Annotated in this window: 23 protein-coding genes and 1 pseudogene; 6 read left to right on the plus strand and 18 right to left on the minus strand. The window is 71.6% G+C overall.

Annotation, left to right across the window (positions count from 1 at the left end):
- The 3 genes from ACWGDE_RS18985 to ACWGDE_RS18995 form a co-directional block, all read right to left on the minus strand.
- Nucleotides 1-1929: chromosome segregation SMC family protein (locus tag ACWGDE_RS18985; RefSeq protein WP_453390142.1), on the minus strand; the 1929-nt coding region annotated here is incomplete at its 3' end.
- Nucleotides 1930-2135: 206 nt separating this feature from the next.
- On the minus strand, nt 2136-2351 hold the full coding sequence (locus tag ACWGDE_RS18990) for a hypothetical protein (RefSeq protein WP_030227372.1): 216 nt from the start codon (nt 2349-2351) through the stop codon (nt 2136-2138).
- A gap of 370 nt (nt 2352-2721) precedes the next feature.
- Complete coding sequence (locus ACWGDE_RS18995; protein ID WP_453390143.1) at nt 2722-3003, minus strand: acylphosphatase; 282 nt, start codon at nt 3001-3003, stop codon at nt 2722-2724.
- Nucleotides 3004-3169: 166 nt separating this feature from the next.
- Here ACWGDE_RS18995 and ACWGDE_RS19000 point away from each other — a divergent pair, with 166 nt between their 5' ends.
- A complete protein-coding gene (locus tag ACWGDE_RS19000; protein ID WP_453390144.1) occupies nt 3170-4015 on the plus strand; it encodes a CAP domain-containing protein in 846 nt (281 codons plus the stop codon).
- Between the two features lie 124 nt (nt 4016-4139).
- Here the strand turns inward: ACWGDE_RS19000 and ACWGDE_RS19005 are convergent, their stop codons facing one another.
- The gene (locus tag ACWGDE_RS19005; protein WP_453390145.1) at nt 4140-4745 is read right to left on the minus strand and encodes a flavodoxin family protein; all 606 of its coding nucleotides are present in this window, start codon (nt 4743-4745) and stop codon (nt 4140-4142) included.
- Between the two features lie 132 nt (nt 4746-4877).
- Between ACWGDE_RS19005 and ACWGDE_RS19010 the strand changes: the two genes are divergently transcribed.
- Nucleotides 4878-5318, plus strand: coding sequence for a winged helix-turn-helix transcriptional regulator (locus ACWGDE_RS19010; RefSeq protein ID WP_453390146.1), 441 nt, complete (start codon nt 4878-4880; stop codon nt 5316-5318).
- Here ACWGDE_RS19010 and mutM read toward each other — a convergent pair.
- From mutM to ACWGDE_RS19055, 9 genes are all read right to left on the minus strand, one after another.
- Nucleotides 5273-6154, minus strand: coding sequence for a bifunctional DNA-formamidopyrimidine glycosylase/DNA-(apurinic or apyrimidinic site) lyase (mutM, locus tag ACWGDE_RS19015; RefSeq protein ID WP_453390147.1), 882 nt, complete (start codon nt 6152-6154; stop codon nt 5273-5275). The genes ACWGDE_RS19010 and mutM overlap by 46 nt on opposite strands.
- 129 nt (nt 6155-6283) lie before the next feature.
- On the minus strand, nt 6284-7162 hold the full coding sequence (gene rnc, locus ACWGDE_RS19020; protein ID WP_453390148.1) for a ribonuclease III: 879 nt from the start codon (nt 7160-7162) through the stop codon (nt 6284-6286).
- 19 nt (nt 7163-7181) lie between these two features.
- Nucleotides 7182-7355, minus strand: coding sequence for a 50S ribosomal protein L32 (gene rpmF / locus ACWGDE_RS19025; protein ID WP_003965982.1), 174 nt, complete (start codon nt 7353-7355; stop codon nt 7182-7184).
- Between the two features lie 2 nt (nt 7356-7357).
- The gene (locus tag ACWGDE_RS19030) at nt 7358-8005 is read right to left on the minus strand and encodes a YceD family protein (RefSeq protein WP_385329713.1); all 648 of its coding nucleotides are present in this window, start codon (nt 8003-8005) and stop codon (nt 7358-7360) included.
- 152 nt (nt 8006-8157) lie between these two features.
- On the minus strand, nt 8158-9216 hold the full coding sequence (locus ACWGDE_RS19035) for a DivIVA domain-containing protein (RefSeq protein ID WP_453390149.1): 1059 nt from the start codon (nt 9214-9216) through the stop codon (nt 8158-8160).
- A 95-nt stretch (nt 9217-9311) separates the two neighbouring features.
- A complete protein-coding gene (gene coaD / locus ACWGDE_RS19040) occupies nt 9312-9791 on the minus strand; it encodes a pantetheine-phosphate adenylyltransferase (RefSeq protein WP_453390159.1) in 480 nt (159 codons plus the stop codon).
- A gap of 29 nt (nt 9792-9820) precedes the next feature.
- Complete coding sequence (gene rsmD, locus ACWGDE_RS19045) at nt 9821-10399, minus strand: 16S rRNA (guanine(966)-N(2))-methyltransferase RsmD (RefSeq protein WP_453390150.1); 579 nt, start codon at nt 10397-10399, stop codon at nt 9821-9823.
- A gap of 63 nt (nt 10400-10462) precedes the next feature.
- Complete coding sequence (gene recG, locus ACWGDE_RS19050) at nt 10463-12700, minus strand: ATP-dependent DNA helicase RecG (protein WP_453390151.1); 2238 nt, start codon at nt 12698-12700, stop codon at nt 10463-10465.
- A 16-nt stretch (nt 12701-12716) separates the two neighbouring features.
- Nucleotides 12717-14369, minus strand: coding sequence for a DAK2 domain-containing protein (locus tag ACWGDE_RS19055; RefSeq protein ID WP_453390152.1), 1653 nt, complete (start codon nt 14367-14369; stop codon nt 12717-12719).
- Between the two features lie 243 nt (nt 14370-14612).
- Between ACWGDE_RS19055 and rpmB the strand changes: the two genes are divergently transcribed.
- Nucleotides 14613-14798 carry a 50S ribosomal protein L28 gene (gene rpmB, locus ACWGDE_RS19060; protein WP_073911113.1) on the plus strand — a complete coding sequence of 62 codons (186 nt, stop codon included), beginning with the start codon at nt 14613-14615 and terminating at the stop codon, nt 14796-14798.
- A 131-nt stretch (nt 14799-14929) separates the two neighbouring features.
- Here the strand turns inward: rpmB and thiD are convergent, their stop codons facing one another.
- Together thiD and ACWGDE_RS19070 are read right to left on the minus strand one after the other, a co-directional pair.
- A complete protein-coding gene (thiD, locus tag ACWGDE_RS19065) occupies nt 14930-15748 on the minus strand; it encodes a bifunctional hydroxymethylpyrimidine kinase/phosphomethylpyrimidine kinase (RefSeq protein ID WP_453390153.1) in 819 nt (272 codons plus the stop codon).
- Nucleotides 15745-16728 carry a thiamine-phosphate kinase gene (locus ACWGDE_RS19070; protein WP_453390154.1) on the minus strand — a complete coding sequence of 328 codons (984 nt, stop codon included), beginning with the start codon at nt 16726-16728 and terminating at the stop codon, nt 15745-15747. The genes thiD and ACWGDE_RS19070 overlap by 4 nt, the downstream gene beginning before the upstream one ends.
- A gap of 245 nt (nt 16729-16973) precedes the next feature.
- Here ACWGDE_RS19070 and ACWGDE_RS19075 point away from each other — a divergent pair, with 245 nt between their 5' ends.
- Together ACWGDE_RS19075 and ACWGDE_RS19080 are read left to right on the plus strand one after the other, a co-directional pair.
- A complete protein-coding gene (locus ACWGDE_RS19075; protein WP_214947835.1) occupies nt 16974-17207 on the plus strand; it encodes an Lrp/AsnC ligand binding domain-containing protein in 234 nt (77 codons plus the stop codon).
- Between the two features lie 23 nt (nt 17208-17230).
- Nucleotides 17231-17725, plus strand: a complete 495-nt coding sequence (locus ACWGDE_RS19080) for a DUF3515 domain-containing protein (RefSeq protein ID WP_453390155.1) — start codon at nt 17231-17233, stop codon at nt 17723-17725.
- Between the two features lie 90 nt (nt 17726-17815).
- Here the strand turns inward: ACWGDE_RS19080 and ACWGDE_RS19085 are convergent, their stop codons facing one another.
- The 3 genes from ACWGDE_RS19085 to ACWGDE_RS19095 are packed head-to-tail and all read right to left on the minus strand — an operon-like array spanning nt 17816 to nt 20772.
- On the minus strand, nt 17816-18973 hold the full coding sequence (locus ACWGDE_RS19085; protein WP_453390156.1) for a D-alanine--D-alanine ligase family protein: 1158 nt from the start codon (nt 18971-18973) through the stop codon (nt 17816-17818).
- Nucleotides 18974-19012: 39 nt separating this feature from the next.
- On the minus strand, nt 19013-20023 hold the full coding sequence (locus ACWGDE_RS19090; RefSeq protein WP_453390157.1) for an NAD(P)H-dependent glycerol-3-phosphate dehydrogenase: 1011 nt from the start codon (nt 20021-20023) through the stop codon (nt 19013-19015).
- Nucleotides 20020-20772, minus strand: coding sequence for a lysophospholipid acyltransferase family protein (locus ACWGDE_RS19095; protein ID WP_453390158.1), 753 nt, complete (start codon nt 20770-20772; stop codon nt 20020-20022). The genes ACWGDE_RS19090 and ACWGDE_RS19095 overlap by 4 nt, the downstream gene beginning before the upstream one ends.
- A gap of 241 nt (nt 20773-21013) precedes the next feature.
- Here ACWGDE_RS19095 and cofC point away from each other — a divergent pair.
- A pseudogene (gene cofC, locus ACWGDE_RS19100) lies at nt 21014-21613 on the plus strand (2-phospho-L-lactate guanylyltransferase); the annotation flags it as partial.
- Nucleotides 21614-21948: the final 335 nt, after the last annotated feature.

Raw genomic sequence — 21948 nt, forward strand, 5'->3', positions numbered from 1 at the left:
GTCCGGGGCGGAGCCCCGGTTTCGGGAAGGGGCGGGGTGGGGGAAAGCTCCCACCAGCCCGGCACCCTCGGCACCCTCGGCACCACCCTGCCCGGGAACCAGGGCCGCGGCCCCGCCCCCCGCACTCGCGCCGTCGCCGGCAACCTGCCCCGGGACCGGGACCGAGGCCGGGACCGGGACCGCGGCCGCAGCCACACCCGCCCCACCCCCGGAGGCCACCGGCGGAGCAATCAGCAACGTCGCCCGCCCCGCATCAGCCGCCCGCAAGTGCCGAATCGCCCCCGCGGCCGAAGCCGCCGAGGCCACGGCCACCGCGTCCGCCGCCGCACCGAGCGCCGCCGCCACCGCGACCTCGTACCCCGGGGTCACCGACAGCCGCTCCGCCGCGGGCCCGAGCAGCCCCTCGAGCCGCGCCGCGAGCAGCGCCCCCGTACCGTCCTTGCGGCGCAGCCCCATCGCGAGGGCGTCCCGTCGCGCCGACACCGCCGCCCGAGACCGTTCCGCCGAGGTCAGCGCGTCCCTGGCCGCGCCGAGCGCCGCCTCCGCCTCCTTCAGCCGGGCCCGTGCGGCCTCGTGGTCCGCCTCCGCGGACGGCGAGGAGTCGTGTTCCCCGACTTCCTCCGCCAGTGCCTCGTACTCCTCCCGGGCCGCCACCGCCCGCGACTCCGCCTCGTCCCGCGCCGCCACCAGCCGGTCGATCTCCGCCTGCGCCGCGCCCGCCCGGGAACGGGCCGCGCCCAGACGCCCCGTCAGCCGCGCGAGCCCCTCGCGCCGGTCGGCGATGGCCCGGGCGGCGTCCCGCAGCCGCCTCTCCTCGTCCGCCAGGGAGCGTTCCAGCTCGGCCCGGTGGGCGACGGTGTCCTCCAGCGCCCGCGAGGCCGCCTCCAGCGCGGCCGTCAGTTCCGCTTCCTGCTCACGGATCCGCGCCGCTTCCTTCTCCATGTCCTCCGGGTCGCGCCCGCGCCGCTCCTCCTCCGCAGGTGCCGAAGCCGACTTGACCCGCGCGTCCGCCAGGGACGCGGTCCCCCGTACCCGCTCGGCCAGCTGCGAGAGCTCGTACCAGGTCTGCTGCGCGCGCTGGAGCCGCGGCGCGAGTTCCCGTACGGCTTCCTCCAGTTCCGCTTCCCGCCGCGCCGCCTCCGCGAGCTGCGCCTCGGCAGCCTCCTTGCGCTCCTTCAGCGCCGCCTCGTCGGCGATCTCCGCGTCGAGGGCGCCCTTGAGCGTCACGAGGTCGTCGGCGAGCAGCCGCAGCCGCGCGTCACGCAGATCGGCCTGGATCACGGCCGCCCGCCGGGCCACCGCCGCCTGCCGTCCGAGCGGCTTGAGCTGCCGGCGCAGCTCGTCGCCCAGGTCCTGCACGCGCGCGAGATTGGCCTGCATGGCGTCGAGTTTGCGCAGCGCCTTCTCTTTGCGCTTGCGGTGCTTGAGCACTCCGGCGGCCTCCTCGATGAAGGCGCGGCGGCCCATCGGATCGGCGTGCAGTACGGAGTCCAGCTGGCCCTGTCCGACGATGACGTGCATCTCGCGGCCGATGCCGGAGTCGGAGAGCAGCTCCTGGATGTCGAGGAGACGGCAGGTGTCCCCGTTGATCTGGTACTCGCTGCTGCCGCCGCGGAACATGATCCGGGTGATGGTGACTTCGGCGTAGTCGATGGGCAGCGCGCCGTCGGAGTTGTCGATGGTCAGCGAGACCTCGGCGCGCCCGAGCGGCGGGCGGCCGGTGGTGCCGGCGAAGATTACGTCTTCCATCTTCCCGCCGCGCAGGGACTTGGCCCCTTGTTCGCCCATGACCCAGGAGAGCGCGTCCACCACATTGGACTTGCCGGAGCCGTTGGGGCCCACGACGCAGGTGATGCCCGGCTCGAAGCGCAGGGTGGTGGCGGAGGCGAAGGACTTGAAGCCACGCAGGGTCAGGGACTTGAGATGCACGCCGCCGGACTCTACCTTTCACGTTCGGTTTCGCCCATGAAGGTGCAGGGCAGATCAGACGTTAAAGGAATCGGCCCCCCACCTGGAGCAACGCCGCCCGGCGGCGGCAGCGGCTCCGGTGAAGAAGGGCTCCGGCAAAAAAGAAGGGACGCCGAAGCGTCCCTTGCAGATCATGCTGGGGTTGTCGAGCGACGAGGGAGCGCGGATCAGGTGAGCGCAGGCTCCGCCTGGGGTACGTCGAGGTCGATGCTGTCAAGCAGCGAGTCTCCGTGCTGTGCGGCGGCCGCGTTCAGTGCGTCGTTCTCGGACTGGATTCGTCCGAGCTCGGACTCGAGGTCCTGGACGCGCTGCTGAAGCCGTCGCATCTCGGCGAGGAGTCGCGGGTCGGAACCGCCGACGTAACCGAGAAGCGCCTTTGCCATGATGGATGGTCCTCCACACTGAGTGACCGACCGAAGCGGTGTGGGTCGTGAGGGAATCGCACCCGCGGATGTCCGGCAGCGACTGACAGTCACTGCACACGTTCTTTGGCAAACACTGCTTACTGCTGCCAACACTGCCAAACAGCTCAGGTGCGCGGGGCTTCCAGCGTCTCACCAAAAAGTTTGACGGTCAACACGATCACGCCCCGTATCGGCGGGCATCCCGGCCCCCGCAAGGGGCGTGGAGATCATCCTCGTTTCCGAGCCTTCCACGGATCGTCGCGGTCGGCAACGCGTCGGCGACGAATGCGCAGATCCGACCGCGTGCGGACCATCCGGAGATCTGTTCAGTGCATGATCAGTCGATCGGTCACCGGATCGCGAACCCGTCGTAGCCGCCGCGCGGTGTGCCCCAGATCTCTGTCACCCCGTCCACGCTCCCGGGCGTGTCGGTTCCGTGCAGCCACTGCAGGAGCCGGTGGCAATTCTCACGTTGACCTTCGGCCACCACCTGTACTCGGCCGTCGTCGAGGTTGAGGGCGAAGCCGGCGAGTCCGCCGATCTCCAGGGCATTGGCCCTGGTGAACCAACGGAAGCCCACTCCCTGTACACGGCCGCGCACCCAGGCGGTCATGCGGACATCTTCATTCATGCCTGAACGCTAACCGGGCAAACGTTTTCGGGTCACGCCGCCCCCTGGCGCCATGGCGTACAGTCGCGCACCAATGAGCTCACCCATTTGGGTGAGTAAAGGTTGATCTTGCAGCGCCGCTCTTTCAGTGCTGCTCGTGCGAACCCCCCGAGGAAGGCAAGCCGAGATGGGACGCCACCGACTCCAAGCCGCACCCCGCCGCGGCGCAAAGCGCCGCACCGTCGTGCGGGGCGGCCTCCTCGGCGCCTGCGTGGCCGTGGTCCTCGGCACCGCGGCCGTCACCACGGGCGTGGTCCCGGTCGGCTCCTCGTTCCCGTACGTAGGCGTCGCGGGCTCGGGCTCCGAGACGAAGACCGAGGCGAAGGCCAAGGCCTCGCCCGGCCCGGACAACTCAATGGACCAGCAGGGCGGCCTCGCCAACCTGTCGGGCCGCGCGTCCGCCGGTCCGGGCCCGGGCTCGGGTTCCCCCTCCGCCTCCCCGTCGCCGTCGGCCTCGCCGTCCCCGTCGGCCTCGCCCTCCCCGTCCGCCTCGGCCGAGCCGTCGAAGCCCGCGCAGTCGAGCGCCGCCGCGACCCCGCCGAAGCCGGCCGCTCCGAAGCCCGCCACCCCCGCGGCCCCGCCGGCCGCGGACGGGCACTCCGCCGAGGAGGCCGCCGTACTCGCCCTGGTGAACCAGGAGCGCGCGCAGGCCGGGTGCGGTCCGGTCCGGGCGAACCCGCCGCTGGCGGCGCTGGCCGGGGCCTTCAGCAAGGACATGGCCGTCCGGGGCTTCTTCGACCACACGGACCCCGACGGCAACACCCCGTGGGACCGGGCCACCAAGGCCGGCATCTCGGGCATGGGCGGCGAGAACATCGCGCGCGGCCAGGGCGACGCGCAGGCCGTCATGACGGCCTGGATGAACAGCCCGGGCCACAAGGCGAACATCCTCAACTGCGAGTTCCGCACCCTGGGCGTCGGTGTCTACAACGCCGCCGGCGGCCCGTGGTGGACCCAGGACTTCGGCTTCTAGCCGGTTCCCGGCAGCCCGCGGGTTCGCGGCGGCCGGCGGGTTCCACCCCGTAAACGCGTCCGGGACACGGCCGGCGCGGCTTTCGCCGCGCACTGCCGTGTCCCGCGGTGTTTCAGGCCCTGCCTCAGGCGGCGGCCAGGGTGGCGCGGCCGGCGATGAGGACGCGGGTCTGCTCGGCGACGCGGCGGCCCAGGTGCTCGGCGGTCGCGATGTCGGCCTTGTGCACGAACTCGGCGCCCTGGTCACCGTTGGACTGGGCGGCGGCGCCGTCGAAGAAGCCGAGGCGGTTGAGGTCGTTCTCGGACCCGGTGCTCTTGTTCCAGCCCGGCTTCAGACCCAGGTTGACCCAGCTCATGCCGTGCTGCGAGGCCAGCGTCTGGAAGTAGTCCAGCGTGTTGCCCTTGTCGCCGGCCTTGGCACCGGAGTTGGTGAAGCCCGCGGCGACCTTGTCCTGCCAGCCGTCCGTGAACCAGATCTTCGAGGTGGACTCGGCGAAGACGTGGAAGGCACCCGAGGCGGTGCCCATGTAGGTGGGGGCGCCGAAGATGATCGCGTCGGACGCGTTCAGCAGCTCCCACTGCGCGTCGTCGATCTCATCGACCTTGATCACGTGGACCGTCGCGCCGGCCTCAAGGGCACCGGCCTGGACGGCCTCGGCGATGACGGTGGTGTGGCCGTAGCCGGAGTGGTAGGCGATCGAGACGACAGGGGTGTAAGCGATACCGGACAAAACGGGCTCCCTCGAAAAACGCCGTGGTGGGTCACGGCGTTGCGCGGCGTGGTGTGGCATGAACGAGGTAACCACTAACTTTTTGAAAGCGCAACCTGAATGGCTGGCGCTGCACAGTAGTAGGCTGAAAGCATGCAGACTCCCGCCTGCGGCGAAGCCGAGGACGAAGGCACCGCCGAACAGTCACCCGGTTCCTTCGACGTGTTCGCACGCGAGTGCCCGTCCCGCGAGACGCTGGAGCACGTCACGGGCCGCTGGGGCAGCCTCACCGTGGGGGCCCTGAACAAGGGGCCGTGCCGTTTCAACGAGCTGCGCCGCCGCGTGGACGGCATCAGCGAGAAGATGCTCTCCCAGACCCTGCACGCGCTGGAGCGCGACGGCATCGTCAACCGGGAGGCGCAGCCGACCAATCCGCCCAGGGTCGACTACGAGCTGACCCCGTTCGGCGTGGAGGTCGCGGAGCGCGTGTCGGCGCTCATCGGGCTGCTGGAGGGCAACATGCCGGAGGTGCTCTCCTCCCGGTCCGTCTACGACGAGACGCGCGGGGACCGCTGGCAGCGCGGGCAGAAGTAGCTCGACCGGTTCATCCAGGGCCTGCGCCGCATCGGCGTGCCGCAGCGGCGGCAGGGCTCGTCCTCGCGCCCGTACGCGTCGAGGGACCGGTCGAAGTAGCCGGACTCCCCGTTGACGTTCACGTAGAGGCTGTCGAAGCTGGTGCCGCCCACCGCGAGGGCCGCGTTCATGACGTCCCGGACGTGGCCGAGGAGCTCGGTGCTCCGGGGGCGCGTGAGCGTGGCCGTCGGGCGCTCGTAGTGCAGCTTGGCGCGCCACAGCGCCTCGTCCGCGTAGATGTTGCCGACCCCGCTGATCAGCGACTGGTCGAGCAGGGCCCGCTTCACCGTGGTGCGCTTGGCGCGCAGCGCCCGGTGGTAGCCCTCCTCGTCGAAGAGCGGGTCCAGCGGGTCCCGCGCGATGTGCGCGATGACGTCGGGCAGCCCGTCCTCGTGCCCGTCGGTCCCCTCGGCGACGGTCTCGTGCAGCGACAGCCCGCCGAAGGTCCGCTGGTCCACGAAGCGCAGCTCGGTGCCGGCGTCGTCCTGGAACCGCAGCCTGATGCGCAGGTGCTTCTCGTCGGGGGCGTCCTCGGGCTGTACGAGCAGTTGCCCGCTCATCCCGAGGTGGCCGAGCACCGACAGGTCCCGCTGCGCCAGCGGCAGCCACAGGTACTTGCCCCGGCGCCGGGGCACCCCGAAGGTCTCTCCCCGCAGCCGCGCCGCGAAGTCGGCGCCGCCGCCCGCGTGGCGGCGTACGGCGCGCGGATGCAGCACCTCGACGGCCTCGACGGTCCGGCCGGCCACCCAGCGCTCCAGGCCGCGCCGCACCACTTCGACTTCGGGCAGCTCGGGCACGGGATTCCTCCGGAAGGGTGCGGTGGTGAACGCTCACGGCGAGCGTACCGGCCTAGCGGGCGGGTCCCGGAAACGGGTCCGCCCGCCCTCGCGGTGCGAGGGCGGGCGGGGGAAATCCGGAAGAAAGCGTCAGGCTCCGGGCGTCGGGTCGACGGGCGTCGACGCCCCGTCGTCCTGACCCACCGCTTCGGCTCCTGCTTCGGCCGGAGCCGAAACGGAGGCCTCGACGGCGACCGCGGTGGCGGTGGCGGCAGCGGCCTGCGCCGCGATCCGCTCGTCCGCCGCGGTACGAATACCGCGCCAGGCGGATTCCGCCGCCTGCTGTTCGGCTTCCTTCTTGCTGCGGCCGGTGCCGGTGCCGTACGAGACACCACCGACGCGGGCGGCAGCGGTGAAGGTCTTCTCGTGGTCCGGACCGGTCTCGGTGACCAGGTATTCCGGCACACCAAGACCTTCGGCCGCCGTGAGTTCCTGGAGACTGGTCTTCCAGTCCAGGCCGGCACCGAGGTTCGAGGACTTCTCGATGAGCGGGTCGAAGAGCCGGTGAACCAGCTCCGAGGCCGCGTCGAGGCCCTGATCGAGGTAGACCGCGCCGATCACCGCTTCAAGGGTGTCGGCGAGGATGGAGGCCTTGTCCCGGCCACCCGTGCCCTCTTCGCCCCGGCCGAGCCGGATGAAGGAGCCGAGTTCGAGGCCGCGCCCGACCTCCGCAAGTGCGCGTGAGTTGACGACCGCTGCCCGCAGTTTGGCCAGCTGGCCTTCCGGCAGGTCCGGATGGGTCGTGTACAGCGTGTCCGTGACCACCAGGCCCAGCACGGAGTCCCCGAGGAACTCCAGCCGCTCGTTGGTGGGCAGACCGCCGTTCTCGTACGCGTACGAACGGTGGGTCAGTGCACGCACCAGAAGGGCGGACTCGAGGTGATACCCGAGCCGCCCTTCCAGAAGCGTGTGGGACGAGGCCGCGTTGTTACTGTCTGCCTGCTTCTCAGCGTTGGACAGCTCAGACATTGCGCCTCTCACCAGCCGCTCAGACCTCGAGGACCTGGCGCTTGTTGTAGGTGCCGCAGCTCGGGCACGCAATGTGCTGGAGCTTCGGCTCCTGGCAACGCTCACACGAAACCAGGGTGGGGACCGCAGCCTTCCACTGCGACCGGCGGTGGCGCGTGTTGCTGCGCGACATCTTCCGCTTCGGAACAGCCACGGCTACTTCTCCTGCTTCTCGGCGGCGCTCTGAACTCCGTCAGACGCAGTGCCGCTCATGTTGTCCTTCTCGACGCCCTGATCGGTGACGAGTCCTTGCAATGCCGCCCAACGGATGTCGACGGCGTCATGGTGGTGGTCCGGGTCGTCGTTCAGGCTGAGCCCGCAATCGGGGCACAGTCCGAGACAGTCCTCCCGGCACACCGGCTGCAGCGGCAGTGCGAGCACCACCACGTCGCGCAGCACGGGTTCGAGGTCGAACAAGCCGTCCTCGAGAAAGAGCGTGTCCTCGTCGTCCTCGGCGTCGTCGGCCGGCTCCGCCTTCGAGCGGTTCCGGTCGTCGGCGTCAGGGTACGAGAACATCTCCTGGAAGTCCGCCTTGAGCTCGCGCTCGACGGCCTCCAGACACCTTACGCACTCCCCCGCGGCCATTCCACGGACGGTGCCTGTGACAAGCACCCCTTCCATGACCGATTCGAGGCGGAGCTTGATGTTCAGGCGGTTGCCTTCCGGCACTCCGATGACGCCGGCGAGACCGAGGTCCGCCGGTGCCGCGATCTCACGGGACAGCCGCAGCATGGCACCAGGACGCCGCCCCAGCTCGTGCGTGTCGAACACGAGGGGGTTGTGGTGGTCGAGGCGGGTATTCAGGGCCGTTCCTGCTTTCACAAAATCACTGGAGACTGCTGAAGATCAAGAATTCCGCCACTCAAGGGCAGCATGGATCGCGGCGCATACGCGCGACCGAAGAGCCAGGATACCCGCCGCTTCGCCCTGAGCCCAATCCAGGCCCGGAGCAGAGGTCAGCGGCCCTGCTCGTACTGGCGCAGCTGGTCCAGGTTGATCATGCTCGTGTCGAAGAAGCTGGTCTCGTCGAGCGCCGCCTGCTGCTCCTGGGTGCCCTGCTGCGGCTGCTGGTAGCCGCCGTACGGGTCGGGCTGCTGCTCGTAGGAGACGGCATAGGGGTCGGGCTGCTGGACCTGCTGGTAGTTCGCATAGGGGTCCTGGTAGCCGTAGCCGTCCTGCTGGACGGGCTGCTGCTGGTAGGAGTACGCGTCGTACGCCGGCTCCGCCTGCGGCTGGGCGTGGACCGGAGACTGCGCCTGCGCCTGCGCGGGGATCAGGGGGCTCTGCGGCTCGGCCAGGCCCGCCAGGAAGTCCGCGTCGCTGGCCGAGCGCGACTGCTGGATCCCGGCCGCGTCCTGGGCGGCCATGTGCGCGCCGAGGTCGTCGGTGGCCACCCGGCCGAGGAGCTTCTGCCGGCCCCGGCCGACGGCCTCCAGGGTCTTGGAGAGCACCGCCTCGAAGGTCGCCAGCTTGCTGTCCACGTACGCGTCCGCCTGCTCGCGCTGCGTCTGCGGGTCGTGGCTGCGCTCGGGCGCCTCCTCGTCGGGATAGCCCTGCTCGTCGAGGCCCGGGCCGCGGCCCAGCAGCTTCTCCCGGCCCCGGTCCACCGAGCCGATGGTCTTGGTGAGCACGACCTCGAAGTTCGCGAGCTTGCTGTCGACGTAGTCGTCGGCCTCGGCCCGGATCTCTTCGGCCTCCCGCCGCGCCTCGCCCAGGATCCGGTCCGCCTCGTCCTGCGAGCGGCGCGCGATCTCGGTGTCGGAGATCAGCGAACCGCGCTGGGCGTGCGCCGACTCGATGATCCGGTCCGCCTCACGGCGGGCCTCCTCGACCATCTGCTCCCGGCCGCCGATGAGCTCCTGCGCCTGCGCGAGCGAGCCCGGCAGGGCCGCGCGCACCTCTTCGAGCTGGGCGAGCAGCTCGGCGCGGTTGATCACGCACGAGGCCGACATGGGCATGGACCGGGCGCTGCCGACGGCCGCGACGATCTCGTCGAGCTTCTTCTGCACGTCCATGGGGGCTCGCACTCTCTCGGCCTCGGGCGGTTCCCGAGACGGACGGGACGACTTTAAGGCCACGGGGCCGGGACCCGACAACGACTGACGGCCCGTCAGCGGTTGGCGAGGCGCTCCATCAGCGCCGCGTGCACGTGCGCGGGCAGCAGGTGGGCGACGTCACCGCCCCAGGCGGCCACTTCCTTGACCAGGGAGGAGGACAGGAAGCTGTAGGTGGGGTTGGTCGGGACGAAGAGCGTCTCGACGCCCGACAGCCCCATGTTCATCTGGGCCATCTGCAGCTCGTAGTCGAAGTCGCTGACGGCGCGCAGACCCTTGACGATGGCCGGGATGTCCCGCTGCTTGCAGAAGTCGACGAGGAGTCCGTGGAAGGACTCGACCTCGATGTTGCCGTAGTCGGCGGTCGCCTCGCGGATCAGCTCGATCCGCTCCTCGACGGTGAACAGCCCCTGCTTGGACTGGTTGATCATCACGGCGACGTGGACCACGTCGTAGAGCCGCGAGGCCCTGCCGATGATGTCGAGGTGACCGTTGGTGATGGGGTCGAACGACCCCGGACAGACGGCGCGGCGCAACTGGATTCCCTCGCTCCCGGGTGCGGGCTTCATGACTCTTCGCTGGTGAAGGCGGCGCGACCGTACCAAAGGGTGCCTTCGCCGTACTTCCGGGACCGGAGCGGCTCGAAGCCCTCGGGCCACGGGAAGGCACCGCTCCTCGTCCTGCGCTCCACGGTGACCAGTGCATCGTCAGTGAGCCAGCCATTGGACCGGAGTGTGAGCAGGATCTCCCGAAGATCGCCGTGCTCCACGTCGTACGGCGGGTCCAGGAAGACCACGTCGTACGGTTCCCCGTGCACCGGGACCGCCGCGATCTGCTCGGCCCTGCCGGCCCGGAACTCGGCGCCGGGCAGGCCGACCGCCTTGATGTTGTCCCGGATGGCCTTGGCGGCCTTGGCGTCGGGTTCGACGAGCAGCGCGTGGCCGGCGCCGCGGGAGAGCGCCTCGAGGCCGACGGCGCCGGAGCCGGCGTAGAGGTCCAGCACGCGGGCCCCCTCGACTCCGTGCAGCGACTCCCAGGTGGAGAAGAGGCCTTCGCGCATCCGGTCCGAGGTCGGGCGGGTGCCGGTGCCGGGCGGTACGGCGAGGCGTCGCCCGCCGGCGCTTCCGGCGATCACGCGGGTCATCTGGGGTCCTTCGGTGAGGCGAGCGGGGAGGTGGTGCAGGCCTTCAACGATAGGTCGTACCCGTCACCCCTTCTCCAGGTACTGCTCGCGCTCGGTGTCGAGCAGCGCCTCCAGGGCGGTCCGCAGACCCGGCAGGCCGGCGAGTTCGGGGGCGGCGGCGACCACGCGGGTGGCCTCCTCGCGGGCCTGGGTGATCACTTCCTCGTCCTCGATGACCGCGAGCATGCGCAGCGAGGAGCGGACCCCGGACTGGGCCTGGCCGAGCACGTCGCCCTCGCGGCGCTGCTCCAGGTCGATGCGGGAGAGTTCGAACCCGTCCAGGGTGGCGGCGACGGCGGCGAGCCGGGCCCGGGCGGGGCTGGCCTCGTGCATCTCGCTGACCAGCAGGCACAGTCCGGGGGCGGAGCCACGGCCGACGCGGCCGCGCAGCTGGTGGAGCTGGGAGACGCCGAAGCGGTCCGCGTCCATGATCACCATGACGGTGGAGTTCGGGACGTTCACGCCGACCTCGATGACGGTGGTGGCGACGAGCACCTTGACCTCGCCCGCGGCGAAGCGGCGCATGACGTCGTCCTTGTCGGCGGGGTCCATCCGCCCGTGCAGCACCTCGACGGAGAGTCCGGCGAGGGGACCGCGGGTGAGCTGTTCGGCGATCTCCAGCACGGCGAGCGGGGGCCGCTTGTCGCCGTCCTCCTCGGCCGCCTTCTTCTTGGCGGCCTTGCCGTACTTGCCGGCCTTGCCGTTCTCGTCCTCCCCGTCGCCGATGCGCGGGCAGACCACGTACGCCTGGTGGCCGTTCTCGACCTCCTCGCGGACCCGTTCCCAGGCCCGGGCCAGGAAGTGCGGCTTGTCCTTGGCGGGCACGACGTGGGTGGCGATCGGGGAGCGACCGGCCGGGAGCTGGTCCAGGACGGAGGTCTCCAGGTCGCCGAAGACGGTCATGGCGACCGTGCGCGGGATCGGCGTGGCGGTCATGACGAGCAGGTGCGGGGGCTGCTTGCCCTTGGAGCGCAGGGCGTCGCGCTGTTCCACGCCGAACCGGTGCTGTTCGTCGACGACGACCAGGCCGAGGTCGTGGAACTGCACCTTGTCCTCGATGAGCGCGTGGGTGCCGATCACGATGCCGGCCTCGCCGGTGACCAGGTCGAGCAGCGCCTGGCGCCGCGCGGGCATCCCCATCGAGCCGGTGAGCAGCACGACCTTGGTGCCCCGGTCGGAGCCGCCGAGCATCCCTCCCTCGGCGAGCTCGCCCATCATCTCGGTGATGGACCGGTGGTGCTGCTGCGCGAGCACCTCGGTGGGAGCGAGCATCGCGGCCTGCCCCCCGCAGTCCACGACGGCGAGCATCGCCCGCAGGGCCACCATCGTTTTGCCCGAGCCGACCTCGCCCTGGAGGAGGCGGTGCATGGGGTGTTCGGTGGCCAGGTCGTCGAAGATCTCCTTCGAGACGGTCTGCTGGCCCTCGGTGAGGGTGAAGGGCAGTTTGGCGTCGAAGGAGTCGAGGAGGCCGCCGGGGGCGGGGCGGCGGGGGACGGCCGGGAGCTGGGAGTCTGCGTGCCTGCGGCGGGCCAGGGCGACCTGGAGGACGAAGGCCTCGTCCCACTTCAGGCGCTGCCGGGCGTCCTCGATGTCGGCCTTGGTGGCCGGGCGGTGGATCTTGAGGAGGGCCTCGGTGAGCGGGACCAGCCCGCGGCCCTCGCGCAGGGCGGCGGGCAGCGGGTCCACGACCTCCTGGGCCCTGGGGAGCACCGCGTCCACGCACTTGGCGATCTTCCAGGACTCCAGCTTCGCGCAGGCCGGGTAGATCGGGATGAGCTGGCCGGCGAAGGCGGTCGCCGCGTCCCGGTCGGAGGCGTCCGCGCCGAGCGGCTCGTAGGCGGGGTGGGCGAGCTGGAGCTTGTGGTTGAACATCGAGACCTTGCCCGCGAACATCGCGCGGCTGCCGGGCAGCAGGTCCTTGTGCGGTTTGTGGACGCCGGATCCGAAGAAGACGAGCTGGAGCCGCCCGCTGCCGTCGGTGATGGTGACTTCGAGGCGTTTGCCGCCGCCCCGGCTGCCCTGGTAGGTCAGCAGCCGTGCGTCGGCGACCTGTGCGACCACGGTGACGTGCTCGTCGATCTGGTCGGCGAGTTCGGCCAGGGAGGTCAGCTCGCCGCGCTCCGCGTACCGCCGGGGGTAGTGGTGGAGCAGGTCCAGGGCCGTGTGCAGGCCGAGCTGCTCGGCGAGCACCTTGGCGGTGGCGGGGCCGAGGGTCTTCTTGAGGTCTTCGTCGAGCGCGGGCACGTGTTCATTGCACACCATGGCGCCGACAACCCGGCTATTCCACCCCGATGAGCAGCGGCACCGACCCGCGCCCGCCCCGGTAGGTCACGGTGTCGACGGCCAGGTGCCCGTGCTGGACGTACGCCTCCAGCCGCTCGGCCAGCGCGTCCGGTACCTCGGGTCCCAGGACCAGCGTGACGAGTTCGCCGCCCGGTCCGAGCATCCGGGCGAGGACGGCCTCGGCGGTCTCCTCCAGGGCCGCGCCGATGACGGCCACGTCGCCGTCGATGAGGCCGAGGACGTCCCCGGCCTGGCAGATGCCGGCCGAGGTGAAGGACTGCCGTTCGGCGACGGCGAGTTCGCCGTAGCGGGTGGCTCCGGCAGCCGCGGTCATGGCGACCACGTCCTCGTCGAAGGTGCCGTCCGAGTCGTGCACGGCGAGCGCGGCCAGCCCCTGGACCTCGGAGCGGGTGGGGATCACGGCGACCCGTACGCCCTCGGCGCGGGCCTGCTCGGCGGCGGCGACGGCGACCGCCCGCAGTTCGGCGCCGTTGGGCAGCAGTACCACCTCGCGGGCGTGCGCCCGGCGGACGGCGTCGGCCAGTTCGGCGACGCCGGGCGGTCCCTCGGGCCGCGCGAGCACGGTGGTGGCGCCCGCCTCCTCGCAGAGCACGGCCAGCCCCTCGCCCTGGACCACGGCGACGACGGCCCGCTGGACGCGTTCGCCGCGGGCCCGGCGCCGCTCGTCGCCGAAGTGCGTGATGCGGATGCGGTACGGCCGCCCGGCGACCACTCCGGCCTCCACGGCCGCGCCGGGGTCGTCGACGTGCACGTGGACGTTCCACAGTCCGTCGCCGCCGACCACCACCAGGGAGTCGCCGAGTCCGTCGAGCCGTGCGCGCAGCTCCCCGACGGCCGTCTCGGAGGCCTCCAGCAGGTAGACCACCTCGTAGCCGGGCCCGCCGCCCAGCTGCTCGCAGGGCTCGGGCGGGCGCGGTACGGGCACGGCCCGGCCGCGCACCGGCTCGAGGGCGGGCTCCTGCCCGGACAGCGCCTGCCACAGGGCTCCGAGGACCGCGACCAGTCCGCAGCCTCCGGCGTCGACCACCCCGGCCCGGCCCAGTACGGCCAGCTGCCCGGGGGTCCGTTCCAGGGCCGCGCGGGCCCCGTCGTAGGCGGCCCGGGCCACGTCGGCGACGGTCCCGGCGGCGGCCTCGGCGACCGCGGCGGCCTCGGCGGCGGCGGTGGCGACGGTGAGCATCGTGCCCTCCACCGGGTGCGCGACGGCCTGGTACGCCTCCTCGGCGGCCCGGCCCAGCGCCTGCGCGAGCAGCCGCGCGGGACCGCGCCCGGCGGGCTCGTCACCGAGTACGTCGGCCACCCCGCGCAGCAGCTGCGCGAGGATCGTCCCGGAGTTGCCCCGGGCGCCTATGAGGGCGCCGTGCGCGAAGGCCCGTACGGCTTTCGGAAGGGAGGGTTCCGCTGTGCCTTCCGTCACGCCGGCGAGGGCTTCGCCGAGCTCCCGGTCGGCCGATTCGGCGGTCAGGTAGAGGTTGGTCCCGGTGTCGGCGTCGGCGACCGGATAGACGTTGATCGCGTCGATGTCCTCGCGCGCCCGGCCCAGTGCGGCAAGGGCCAGCGAGCTCCAGGTGCGCACCGCTTCGGCGTCGAGCTCCTCGGGGGGCTGCGGATGGGGCTCGTGCGCCACCGGGCGTTCCTCCTTGTGCGGGCCAGGGTTCACCGCAGGGTAACGAAGGACTGCCGGGGAGGAGGGACCCCGGGGCGGGGTCGGCGGCGGCCATGGTAGTTTTCTTGGACCGAGGCAGTCGTTGTATGCTGCTCCGGTTGCCCGATGAGAGTCGGGCCATTCCTCCGGCAAACCACTTCAGACTCCCTGATTCCGGTGCGCCGGAATTCACTGTAAGTGCATCTGAAGTCTTTGGAGTGACCTGTGGCTGCCAACTGCGACGTTTGCGCCAAGGGGCCGAGCTTCGGCAACAGCATTTCCCACTCGCACCGCCGCACCTCGCGTCGCTGGAACCCGAACATCCAGCGTGTCCGTGCCGTGGTCAATGGGACGCCGAAGCGCCTCAACGCCTGCACCTCGTGCATCAAGGCCGGCAAGGTCTCGCGCTGACGCCTCCCGTCGTAGCGCAGCCCTTTCCGGTTGCCAAAGAGGCCGGTCCACTCGTGGACCGGCCTCTTGCATTTAGCACCCTGTAAACGACCGAGCCCCCGGGAATCCGTTCCCGGGGGCTCCGTCGTGCGTCAGCGCCACCGCCAGGCGTGGTCCACCGGTCCGACGCCCGCGCCCAGCGGGAAACCGGCCGCGATGGCGCCCGTCACGTACTCCTTGGCCTCGGTGACGGCCGCCGGGACCTCCAGGCCCTTGGCCAGGCCGGCCGCGACGGCGCTCGCGAGCGTGCAGCCCGTGCCGTGCGTGTGCCGGTTGCCGTGGCGGGGGGCGCGCAGCCAGAGCTCGGTCGCACCGTCCGTCAGCAGGTCCACGGCCTCGCCCCCGTGCACGGCGAGGTGACCGCCCTTGATCAGCGCCCACGCGGACCCGTAGCCGAGGACCGCGTCGGCGGCCCGGCGCATGTCGTCCTCGCTCTCCACGACGACGCCGGTGAGCTGGGTGACCTCGTCGAGGTTCGGGGTCGCCACGGTGGCCCGGGGCAGCAGTTCCTTGCGTACGGCGTCCAGCGCCGAGGCGGCGAGCAGCGCGTCCCCGTGCTTGGAGACCCCGACGGGGTCCACGACGGCCGGGGCGCCGGTGCCGGCCAGGAGCTCGGCGACGGTCTCCACGAGCGCGGTGCTCGCCAGCATGCCCGTCTTGACGGCCTGGACGCCGATGTCGTCCACCACGGCCCTGTACTGGCCCCTGACGGCCTCCGGGGGCAGTTCCCAGACGCCTTTGACGCCCAGCGAGTTCTGGGCGGTCACAGCGGTCACCACGCTCATCCCGTGGACCCCGAGCGCCAGCATCGTCTTGAGGTCCCCCTGGATGCCCGCCCCGCCGCCGGAGTCCGATCCGGCGACGGTCAGGCACAGCGGGGGGTGCGGGCGGTCCTGGGGGGACCCGTTCATCGCGGGGTCTCCTCGGCGGCCTGGTCGCCGCCGAAGTGGTCCCAGCCGCCGGTGCTGGTCCAGGGGGCGCCGTCGACGGTCACCTGGGGCAGCGCGGAGCGGTTCTGCACCTCCCCGATGACCTTCCAGCGGGCCGGGAGCTTCACGTCGGGCGGGAAGGTGGCCACGATGGCGTGGTCCTCTCCCCCGGTCAGGACCCACTGGAGCGGGTCCACGCCGACGGCCTGCCCGATGTCGTGCATCTGCGTCGGGATGTCGACGGCCGCCGAGCGCAGGTCGATCCGTACCTTGCTGGCCTCGGCGATGTGCCCGAGGTCCGCGATCAGGCCGTCGCTGACGTCGGTCATGGAGGTGGCGCCGAGCCCAGCGGCCGCGGGGCCCGCGTGGTAGGGCGGCTCGGGGCGCCGGTGGGCCTCCACGAAGGCCCGGGGCGAGCGGAAGCCGCGCGAGAGCACCGCGAAGCCCGCCGCGGACCAGCCGAGCCAGCCGGTGACCGCCACGACGTCGCCGGGCTGGGCGCCGGAGCGCAGCACGGGCTCGTGGTTGCGCAGGTCGCCCAGGGCGGTGATGGCCACGGTGATGGTGTCGCCGCGGACCACGTCCCCGCCGACCACGGCCGCGCCGGCGACCTGGCACTCGTCGCGGATGCCGTCCATGAGCTCGGTGGGCCAGGTGACCGGCAGCTCGGCCGGGACGACGAGGCCGAGCAGCAGCGCGGTCGGCACCGCGCCCATGGCGGCGATGTCGGCGAGGTTCTGCGCCGCGGCCTTGCGGCCGACGTCGTACGCGGTGGACCAGTCGCGGCGGAAGTGCCGGCCCTCCAGCAGGATGTCCGTGCTCGCCACGACCCGCCGGTCGGGGGCCGACACCACCGCGGCGTCGTCGCCCGGCCCGAGCCGGACGGCCGGGGTGGTGGTGAGCCGTGAGGTGAGCTCTCGAATGAGCCCGAACTCCCCCAGCTCGCCCACAGTGCCCTTCATCGCTGTGCCCCTTCTTGCCCAGTCCGCTTGCGGTCGCGAGCCGTCACAGCTCTGGGTACCGTCAACAGATACGTCAACTTCTGCTCTCCGTACGCCCCGCTGTGCGTGGTGCCGGACCCGCGGGTCTCCCCGCGGCGCTCGGCGACGCGGTACCGTGGCGTCCCTTCTTCCCCGGGCCCACCCGTCATCCCCGGGCCCACCCGAAGGGTAGGGGAAATGATCCTCGTGGCCGCCCTGGAGGTTCCGTGGTACAGGCGTACATCCTCATCCAGACCGAGGTGGGCAAGGCGTCGTTCGTCGCCGAGTCCATCGCGCAGATCGCGGGGGTGATCCAGGCCGAGGACGTGACGGGCCCGTACGACGTCATCGTGCGCGCCCAGGCCGACACCGTGGACGAACTCGGTCGCATGGTCGTGGCCAAGGTCCAGCAGGTGGAGGGGATCACCCGCACCTTGACCTGCCCGGTGGTCCATCTGTAGCCCCCGTCTACTCTTGGCCGGTGATGTCACGACACCGCCGGCCCTTCTCTCTGCTCGCAGCACTGACCGCGCTGGCCGCTCCGGCGGCCCTCGCGGGGTGTTCCCCGGGTGGTTCCGAGGCCCGTGTGAGTCTGCCGCCCGCTCCCCCCGCCGACGTCGCGGGCCTCTGTGCGGCGCTGCACAAGGAGCTCCCCGGAACGGTGGCCGGCCTCGACCGGACTCCGGCGGTTCCGGCATCCGACCTGACCGCCGCGTGGGGCGGCTCGGCGATCGTACTGCGGTGCGGTATCCCCCGACCGGAGAAGATGCTGGATCCGAAGCAGGACGGCGTCGAGGTGAACGGCGTCCGCTGGCTCCTGGAGAAGCGGGACGACGGCGGCTACCGGTTCACCACCGGCACGCGGCTGGCCTACACGGAGGTCCAGGTCGACAAGGAGCATGCCACGGATGCGGGGATGCTGGTGGGCCTGTCCGCCGCGATCGCCGAGACCGTGCCCGAGGGCATCTCCTCGTACTGACACCCCCCGCTCACGAAGGACCGCCCGCCGCCACCCTTTCCAGGGGGCCGCGGGCGGTCCTTCGTGTACGGCGGGACGCTCGGCCCCGCGCTAGCGCAGCCCGGTGGAGCGGCGCAGGGCGGCCTGGATCAGGCGGTCCACCAGCTCCGGGTACTCGATGCCCGACTCCTGCCACATCCGCGGGTACATGGAGATCGGGGTGAAGCCCGGCATCGTGTTGATCTCGTTGATGACGAACTCGCCGTCCTCGGTGAGGAAGAAGTCGGCGCGCACCAGGCCCTCGCAGGACGCGGCGTCGAAGGCCTCGATCGCGAGCTTCTGCACCTCGGCGGTCTGCTCCGGGGTGAGCGGGGCGGGCACGAGTCCGGAGGCGGAGTCGATGTACTTCGCCTCGAAGTCGTAGAAGTCGTGGCTGGAGACCGGCGGGATCTCGGCGGGCACGCTCGCGCGCGGCCCGTCCTCGAACTCCAGGACCCCGCACTCGATCTCGCGGCCGCGCAGCAGCGCCTCCACGATGATCTTCGGGTCGTGGCGGCGGGCCTCGCGGATCGCCGCGTCCAGCCCGGAGAAGTCGTCGACCTTGGTGATGCCGATCGAGGAGCCGGCGCGGGCGGGCTTGATGAACAGCGGCCAGCCGTGCTCGCCCGCGAAGTCCGCGATGCGACCGAGGGCGCCCTCGCGGTCGTTCTCCCACTCGCGGGGGCGGATGGTCACGTACGGGCCGACGCGCAGCCCGAAGGACGTGAAGACCCGCTTCATGTAGTCCTTGTCCTGGCCGACGGCCGAGGCGAGGACGCCCGAGCCGACGTACGGGATGCCGGAGAGCTCCAGGAGGCCCTGGAGCGTGCCGTCCTCGCCGTACGGGCCGTGCAGGACGGGGAAGACCACGTCGACCTCGCCCAGGGCCTTGGGGACGGCACCGGGCTCGGTGTAGACGACCTCGCGGCTGGCCGGGTCCACGGAGAGCACCACGGCGCCGTACTCGGACTCGGCGAGCTGCTCGACGTTCGGGAGCTGCCGGTCGGCGATGGCCATCCGGGAGGGCTCGTCGGCGGTCAGCGCCCACCGGCCGTCCGTGGTGATGCCGATGGGCAGCACCTCGTACTTGGAGCGGTCGATCGAGCGCAGGACGGCGCCCGCGGTGACGACCGAGATGGCGTGTTCCGAGCTGCGGCCGCCGAACACGACGGCCACGCGGGGCTTGCGGCCCTGCTGCTCAGGGGTCTGGGGGAGGTTCTCGCTGCTCATATCGCCACGAGGGTACCCGCTCAGACGTCCGGAAAGCAGTCAGCGCCGTTCCGGTTTGGCGCTGCGCCCCATGAGTTCCTTGAGCGCGACCAGGGTGGGCTTGCCGTGGTGGACGATGTCGACGACGGTGTCGGTGATCGGCATGTCGACGCCGTGGCGGCGTGCCAGATCGGCCACGGACTGGCAGGACTTGACGCCCTCGGCGGTCTGCTTGGTGACCGCGATGGTCTCCTCCAGGGTCATCCCGCGGCCGAGGTTGGTGCCGAAGGTGTGGTTCCTGGAGAGCGGCGAGGAGCAGGTGGCGACGAGGTCGCCGAGGCCCGCGAGGCCGGAGAAGGTGAGCGGGTCGGCGCCCATCGCCAGGCCCAGCCGGGTGGCTTCGGCGAGGCCCCGGGTGATGAGCGAGCCCTTGGTGTTGTCGCCGAGGCCCATGCCGTCGGCGATGCCCACGGCGAGGCCGATGACGTTCTTGACGGCGCCGCCGAGTTCGCAGCCGATGACGTCGGTGCTCGTGTACGGGCGGAAGTACGGGGTGTGGCAGGCGGCCTGGAGCCGCTGGGCGACGGCCTCGTCCACGCAGGCGACCACGGAGGCGGCGGGCTGGCGGGCGGCGATCTCCCGGGCCAGGTTGGGGCCGGTGACGACGGCGACGCGGCCGGCGGGGACCTTGGCCACCTCCTCGATGACCTCGCTCATCCGCTTGGCGGTGCCGAGTTCGACGCCCTTCATGAGGGAGACGAGCACGGTGTCGGGCGCCAGCAGCGGGGCCCAGTCGGCGAGGTTGCCGCGCAGGGTCTGCGAGGGGACGGCGAGGACCGTGAAGTCGGCGCCGCGCGCGGCCTCGGCCGGGTCGGTGGTGGCGCGGATGTTCGCGGGGAGTTCGATGCCGGGGAGGTAGTCCGGGTTGGTCCGGGTGCCGTTGACGGCGTCGGCGAGCTCCTGGCGGCGGCCCCACAGGACCACCTCGCAGCCGGCGTCGGCGAGCACCATGGCGAAGGCCGTGCCCCAGGAGCCGGTTCCGAATACGGCTGCCTTCACGGGACGTGTCACTTGTTGCCCTCCCCCGCGGCCTTGCGCCGCTGTTCCGCCCTGGCCTTGCGATGGTCGTACGGCTGCGCGGGCGCCTTCTCGCCGCGCAGCTCCTCCAGCAGCCCGGTGATGGCGGCCATGATGACCTCGGTGACCTCCTTGAGCACGTCCGGGGTGGGTTCCCGGTCGTAGTACGCGGAGAGGTCCACGGGCGGTCCGGCGAGGACCTGGAGGGTTTTGCGCGGGAACAGGCTGACCTTGTTCTCCTTGGCGTAGGGCGGCATCGCGAGGTTCGCGCCCCACTGGGCCACCGGAATGACGGGGGCCCTGGTCATCAGTGCCACGCGCGCGGCGCCCGTCTTGCCGGCCATCGGCCACATGTCGGGGTCCCGGGTGAGCGTGCCCTCCGGATAGAAGGCGACGCATTCGCCCTTCTCGATCGCGGTCACGGCGGCCCGGAATGCGTCCAGGGCGTTGGTGGACTCGCGGTAGACGGGGATCTGGCCGGAGCCGCGCAGGATCGCTCCCACAATGGGGACGTCGAAGAGGGCGGCCTTGCCGAGCAATCGGGGCACCCGGCCGGTGTTGTACTGGAAGTGCGCGTAGGACAGCGGGTCCAGATACGAGTTGTGATTGACGGCGGTGATGAATCCGCCGTCGGCCGGAATGTGTTCCATTCCCCGCCAGTCCCGCTTGAACAGCACTACCAGCGGCGGTTTCGCGATGGCCGCCGCAAGGCGGTACCAGAAGCCGATTCTGCGGCGGGACACTCGGACACCTTCCTCTACGACCGGTGCGCGGCGTGGGCACCTCGGGGCCGGACAAGTGTCGCCCCGGGTCCGGTCTCTGTCGAGAACACCGTACGCCCCGTCCACCCGGGTCAGGCCCCGGGTGGCCCGGCATGAGGTGACAATGGGCCGACGCATGACCAGGTCATGACCCGCGCATGGGCCGCGCGAGCGCGCGGGCACAACCGGAGGGAAGGGGTCCGTCACGAACGCCGTCTGGAGTCTGGTGGTCCCGCTGAAGCCCCTGGCGGTGGCCAAGAGCCGCCTCGCGCAGGCCGTCGGCGCGTCCCGGCCCGGCCTGGCCCTGGCGTTCGCGCTGGACACCGTCGCGGGGGCGCTGGCCTGTGCGGCGGTCGCCGATGTGGTGGTCGTCACGGACGATTCCGCGGCCGCCGCGGAACTGGCCGCCCTGGGGGCGCGGATCGTGCCGGATTCCCCGTCCGCCGGGCTCAACGCGGCGCTGGCCCACGGGGCCCGGGAGATACGCGGGGGCAGGCCGGGGGCGGCGGTGGCGGCGATGAACGCCGATCTGCCGGCGCTGCGGCCGCCCGAATTGCAACGCGTGCTCGAAACCGCATCGGCATTTCCCCGGGCATTTCTGGCGGATGCGGCGGGAATCGGGACGACCTTGCTTTCCGCTGCTCCGGACGTGGAATTGGCGCCCTCGTTCGGCGGCCCGTCACGGGCCAGGCATTCGGCGTCGGGGGCGGTGGAAATGGTCTTGGAGGGCGTCGACAGCGTGCGCCGGGACGTGGACACGGCGGAGGACCTGCGCACTGCCCTCACCCTCGGAGTGGGGCGCCATACGGCCCGATACAGTGCCCGTATGCAGGCGACCGCGTACACGTACGACTCCCAGACCCGCAGTGGCAGCGTGCTGCTGGACGACGGCACCCCGGTGCCCTTCGAGGCCCCGGCGTTCGACGCGGGCGGCCTGCGGCTGCTGCGCCCCGGGCAGCGGGTCCGGATCGAGACGGACGGCGAGGGCGCGGGCCTGCGCATCACCCTGGTCACGCTGCAGACGTTCTGACCCTCCCCGCCGCGGCGTTCCCCGCCCCGGCCTTGGCGGCGGCCTTCGCGGCGGCGCCCTTCCCGGCCGCGACCTGCGCGAACGCACCGCGGGCCGGCTTCCCCCCCGATGGGGGAGCCGGCCCCGGG

It is taken from the genome of Streptomyces sp. NPDC054956 (assembly GCF_053609185.1).

What these genes read in the sequence shown, in the direction of transcription:
- ACWGDE_RS18990 (WP_030227372.1), bottom strand. Translation starts at nt 2,351, where the DNA reads ATGGCAAAGGCGCTTCTCGGTTACGTCGGCGGTTCCGACCCGCGACTC.
- ACWGDE_RS18995 (WP_453390143.1), bottom strand. Translation starts at nt 3,003, where the DNA reads ATGAATGAAGATGTCCGCATGACCGCCTGGGTGCGCGGCCGTGTACAG.
- ACWGDE_RS19000 (WP_453390144.1), top strand. Translation starts at nt 3,170, where the DNA reads ATGGGACGCCACCGACTCCAAGCCGCACCCCGCCGCGGCGCAAAGCGC.
- ACWGDE_RS19010 (WP_453390146.1), top strand. Translation starts at nt 4,878, where the DNA reads ATGCAGACTCCCGCCTGCGGCGAAGCCGAGGACGAAGGCACCGCCGAA.
- rnc (WP_453390148.1), bottom strand. Translation starts at nt 7,162, where the DNA reads ATGTCTGAGCTGTCCAACGCTGAGAAGCAGGCAGACAGTAACAACGCG.
- ACWGDE_RS19035 (WP_453390149.1), bottom strand. Translation starts at nt 9,216, where the DNA reads ATGGACGTGCAGAAGAAGCTCGACGAGATCGTCGCGGCCGTCGGCAGC.
- rsmD (WP_453390150.1), bottom strand. Translation starts at nt 10,399, where the DNA reads ATGACCCGCGTGATCGCCGGAAGCGCCGGCGGGCGACGCCTCGCCGTA.
- recG (WP_453390151.1), bottom strand. Translation starts at nt 12,700, where the DNA reads ATGGTGTGCAATGAACACGTGCCCGCGCTCGACGAAGACCTCAAGAAG.
- thiD (WP_453390153.1), bottom strand. Translation starts at nt 15,748, where the DNA reads ATGAACGGGTCCCCCCAGGACCGCCCGCACCCCCCGCTGTGCCTGACC.
- ACWGDE_RS19070 (WP_453390154.1), bottom strand. Translation starts at nt 16,728, where the DNA reads ATGAAGGGCACTGTGGGCGAGCTGGGGGAGTTCGGGCTCATTCGAGAG.
- ACWGDE_RS19080 (WP_453390155.1), top strand. Translation starts at nt 17,231, where the DNA reads ATGTCACGACACCGCCGGCCCTTCTCTCTGCTCGCAGCACTGACCGCG.
- ACWGDE_RS19085 (WP_453390156.1), bottom strand. Translation starts at nt 18,973, where the DNA reads ATGAGCAGCGAGAACCTCCCCCAGACCCCTGAGCAGCAGGGCCGCAAG.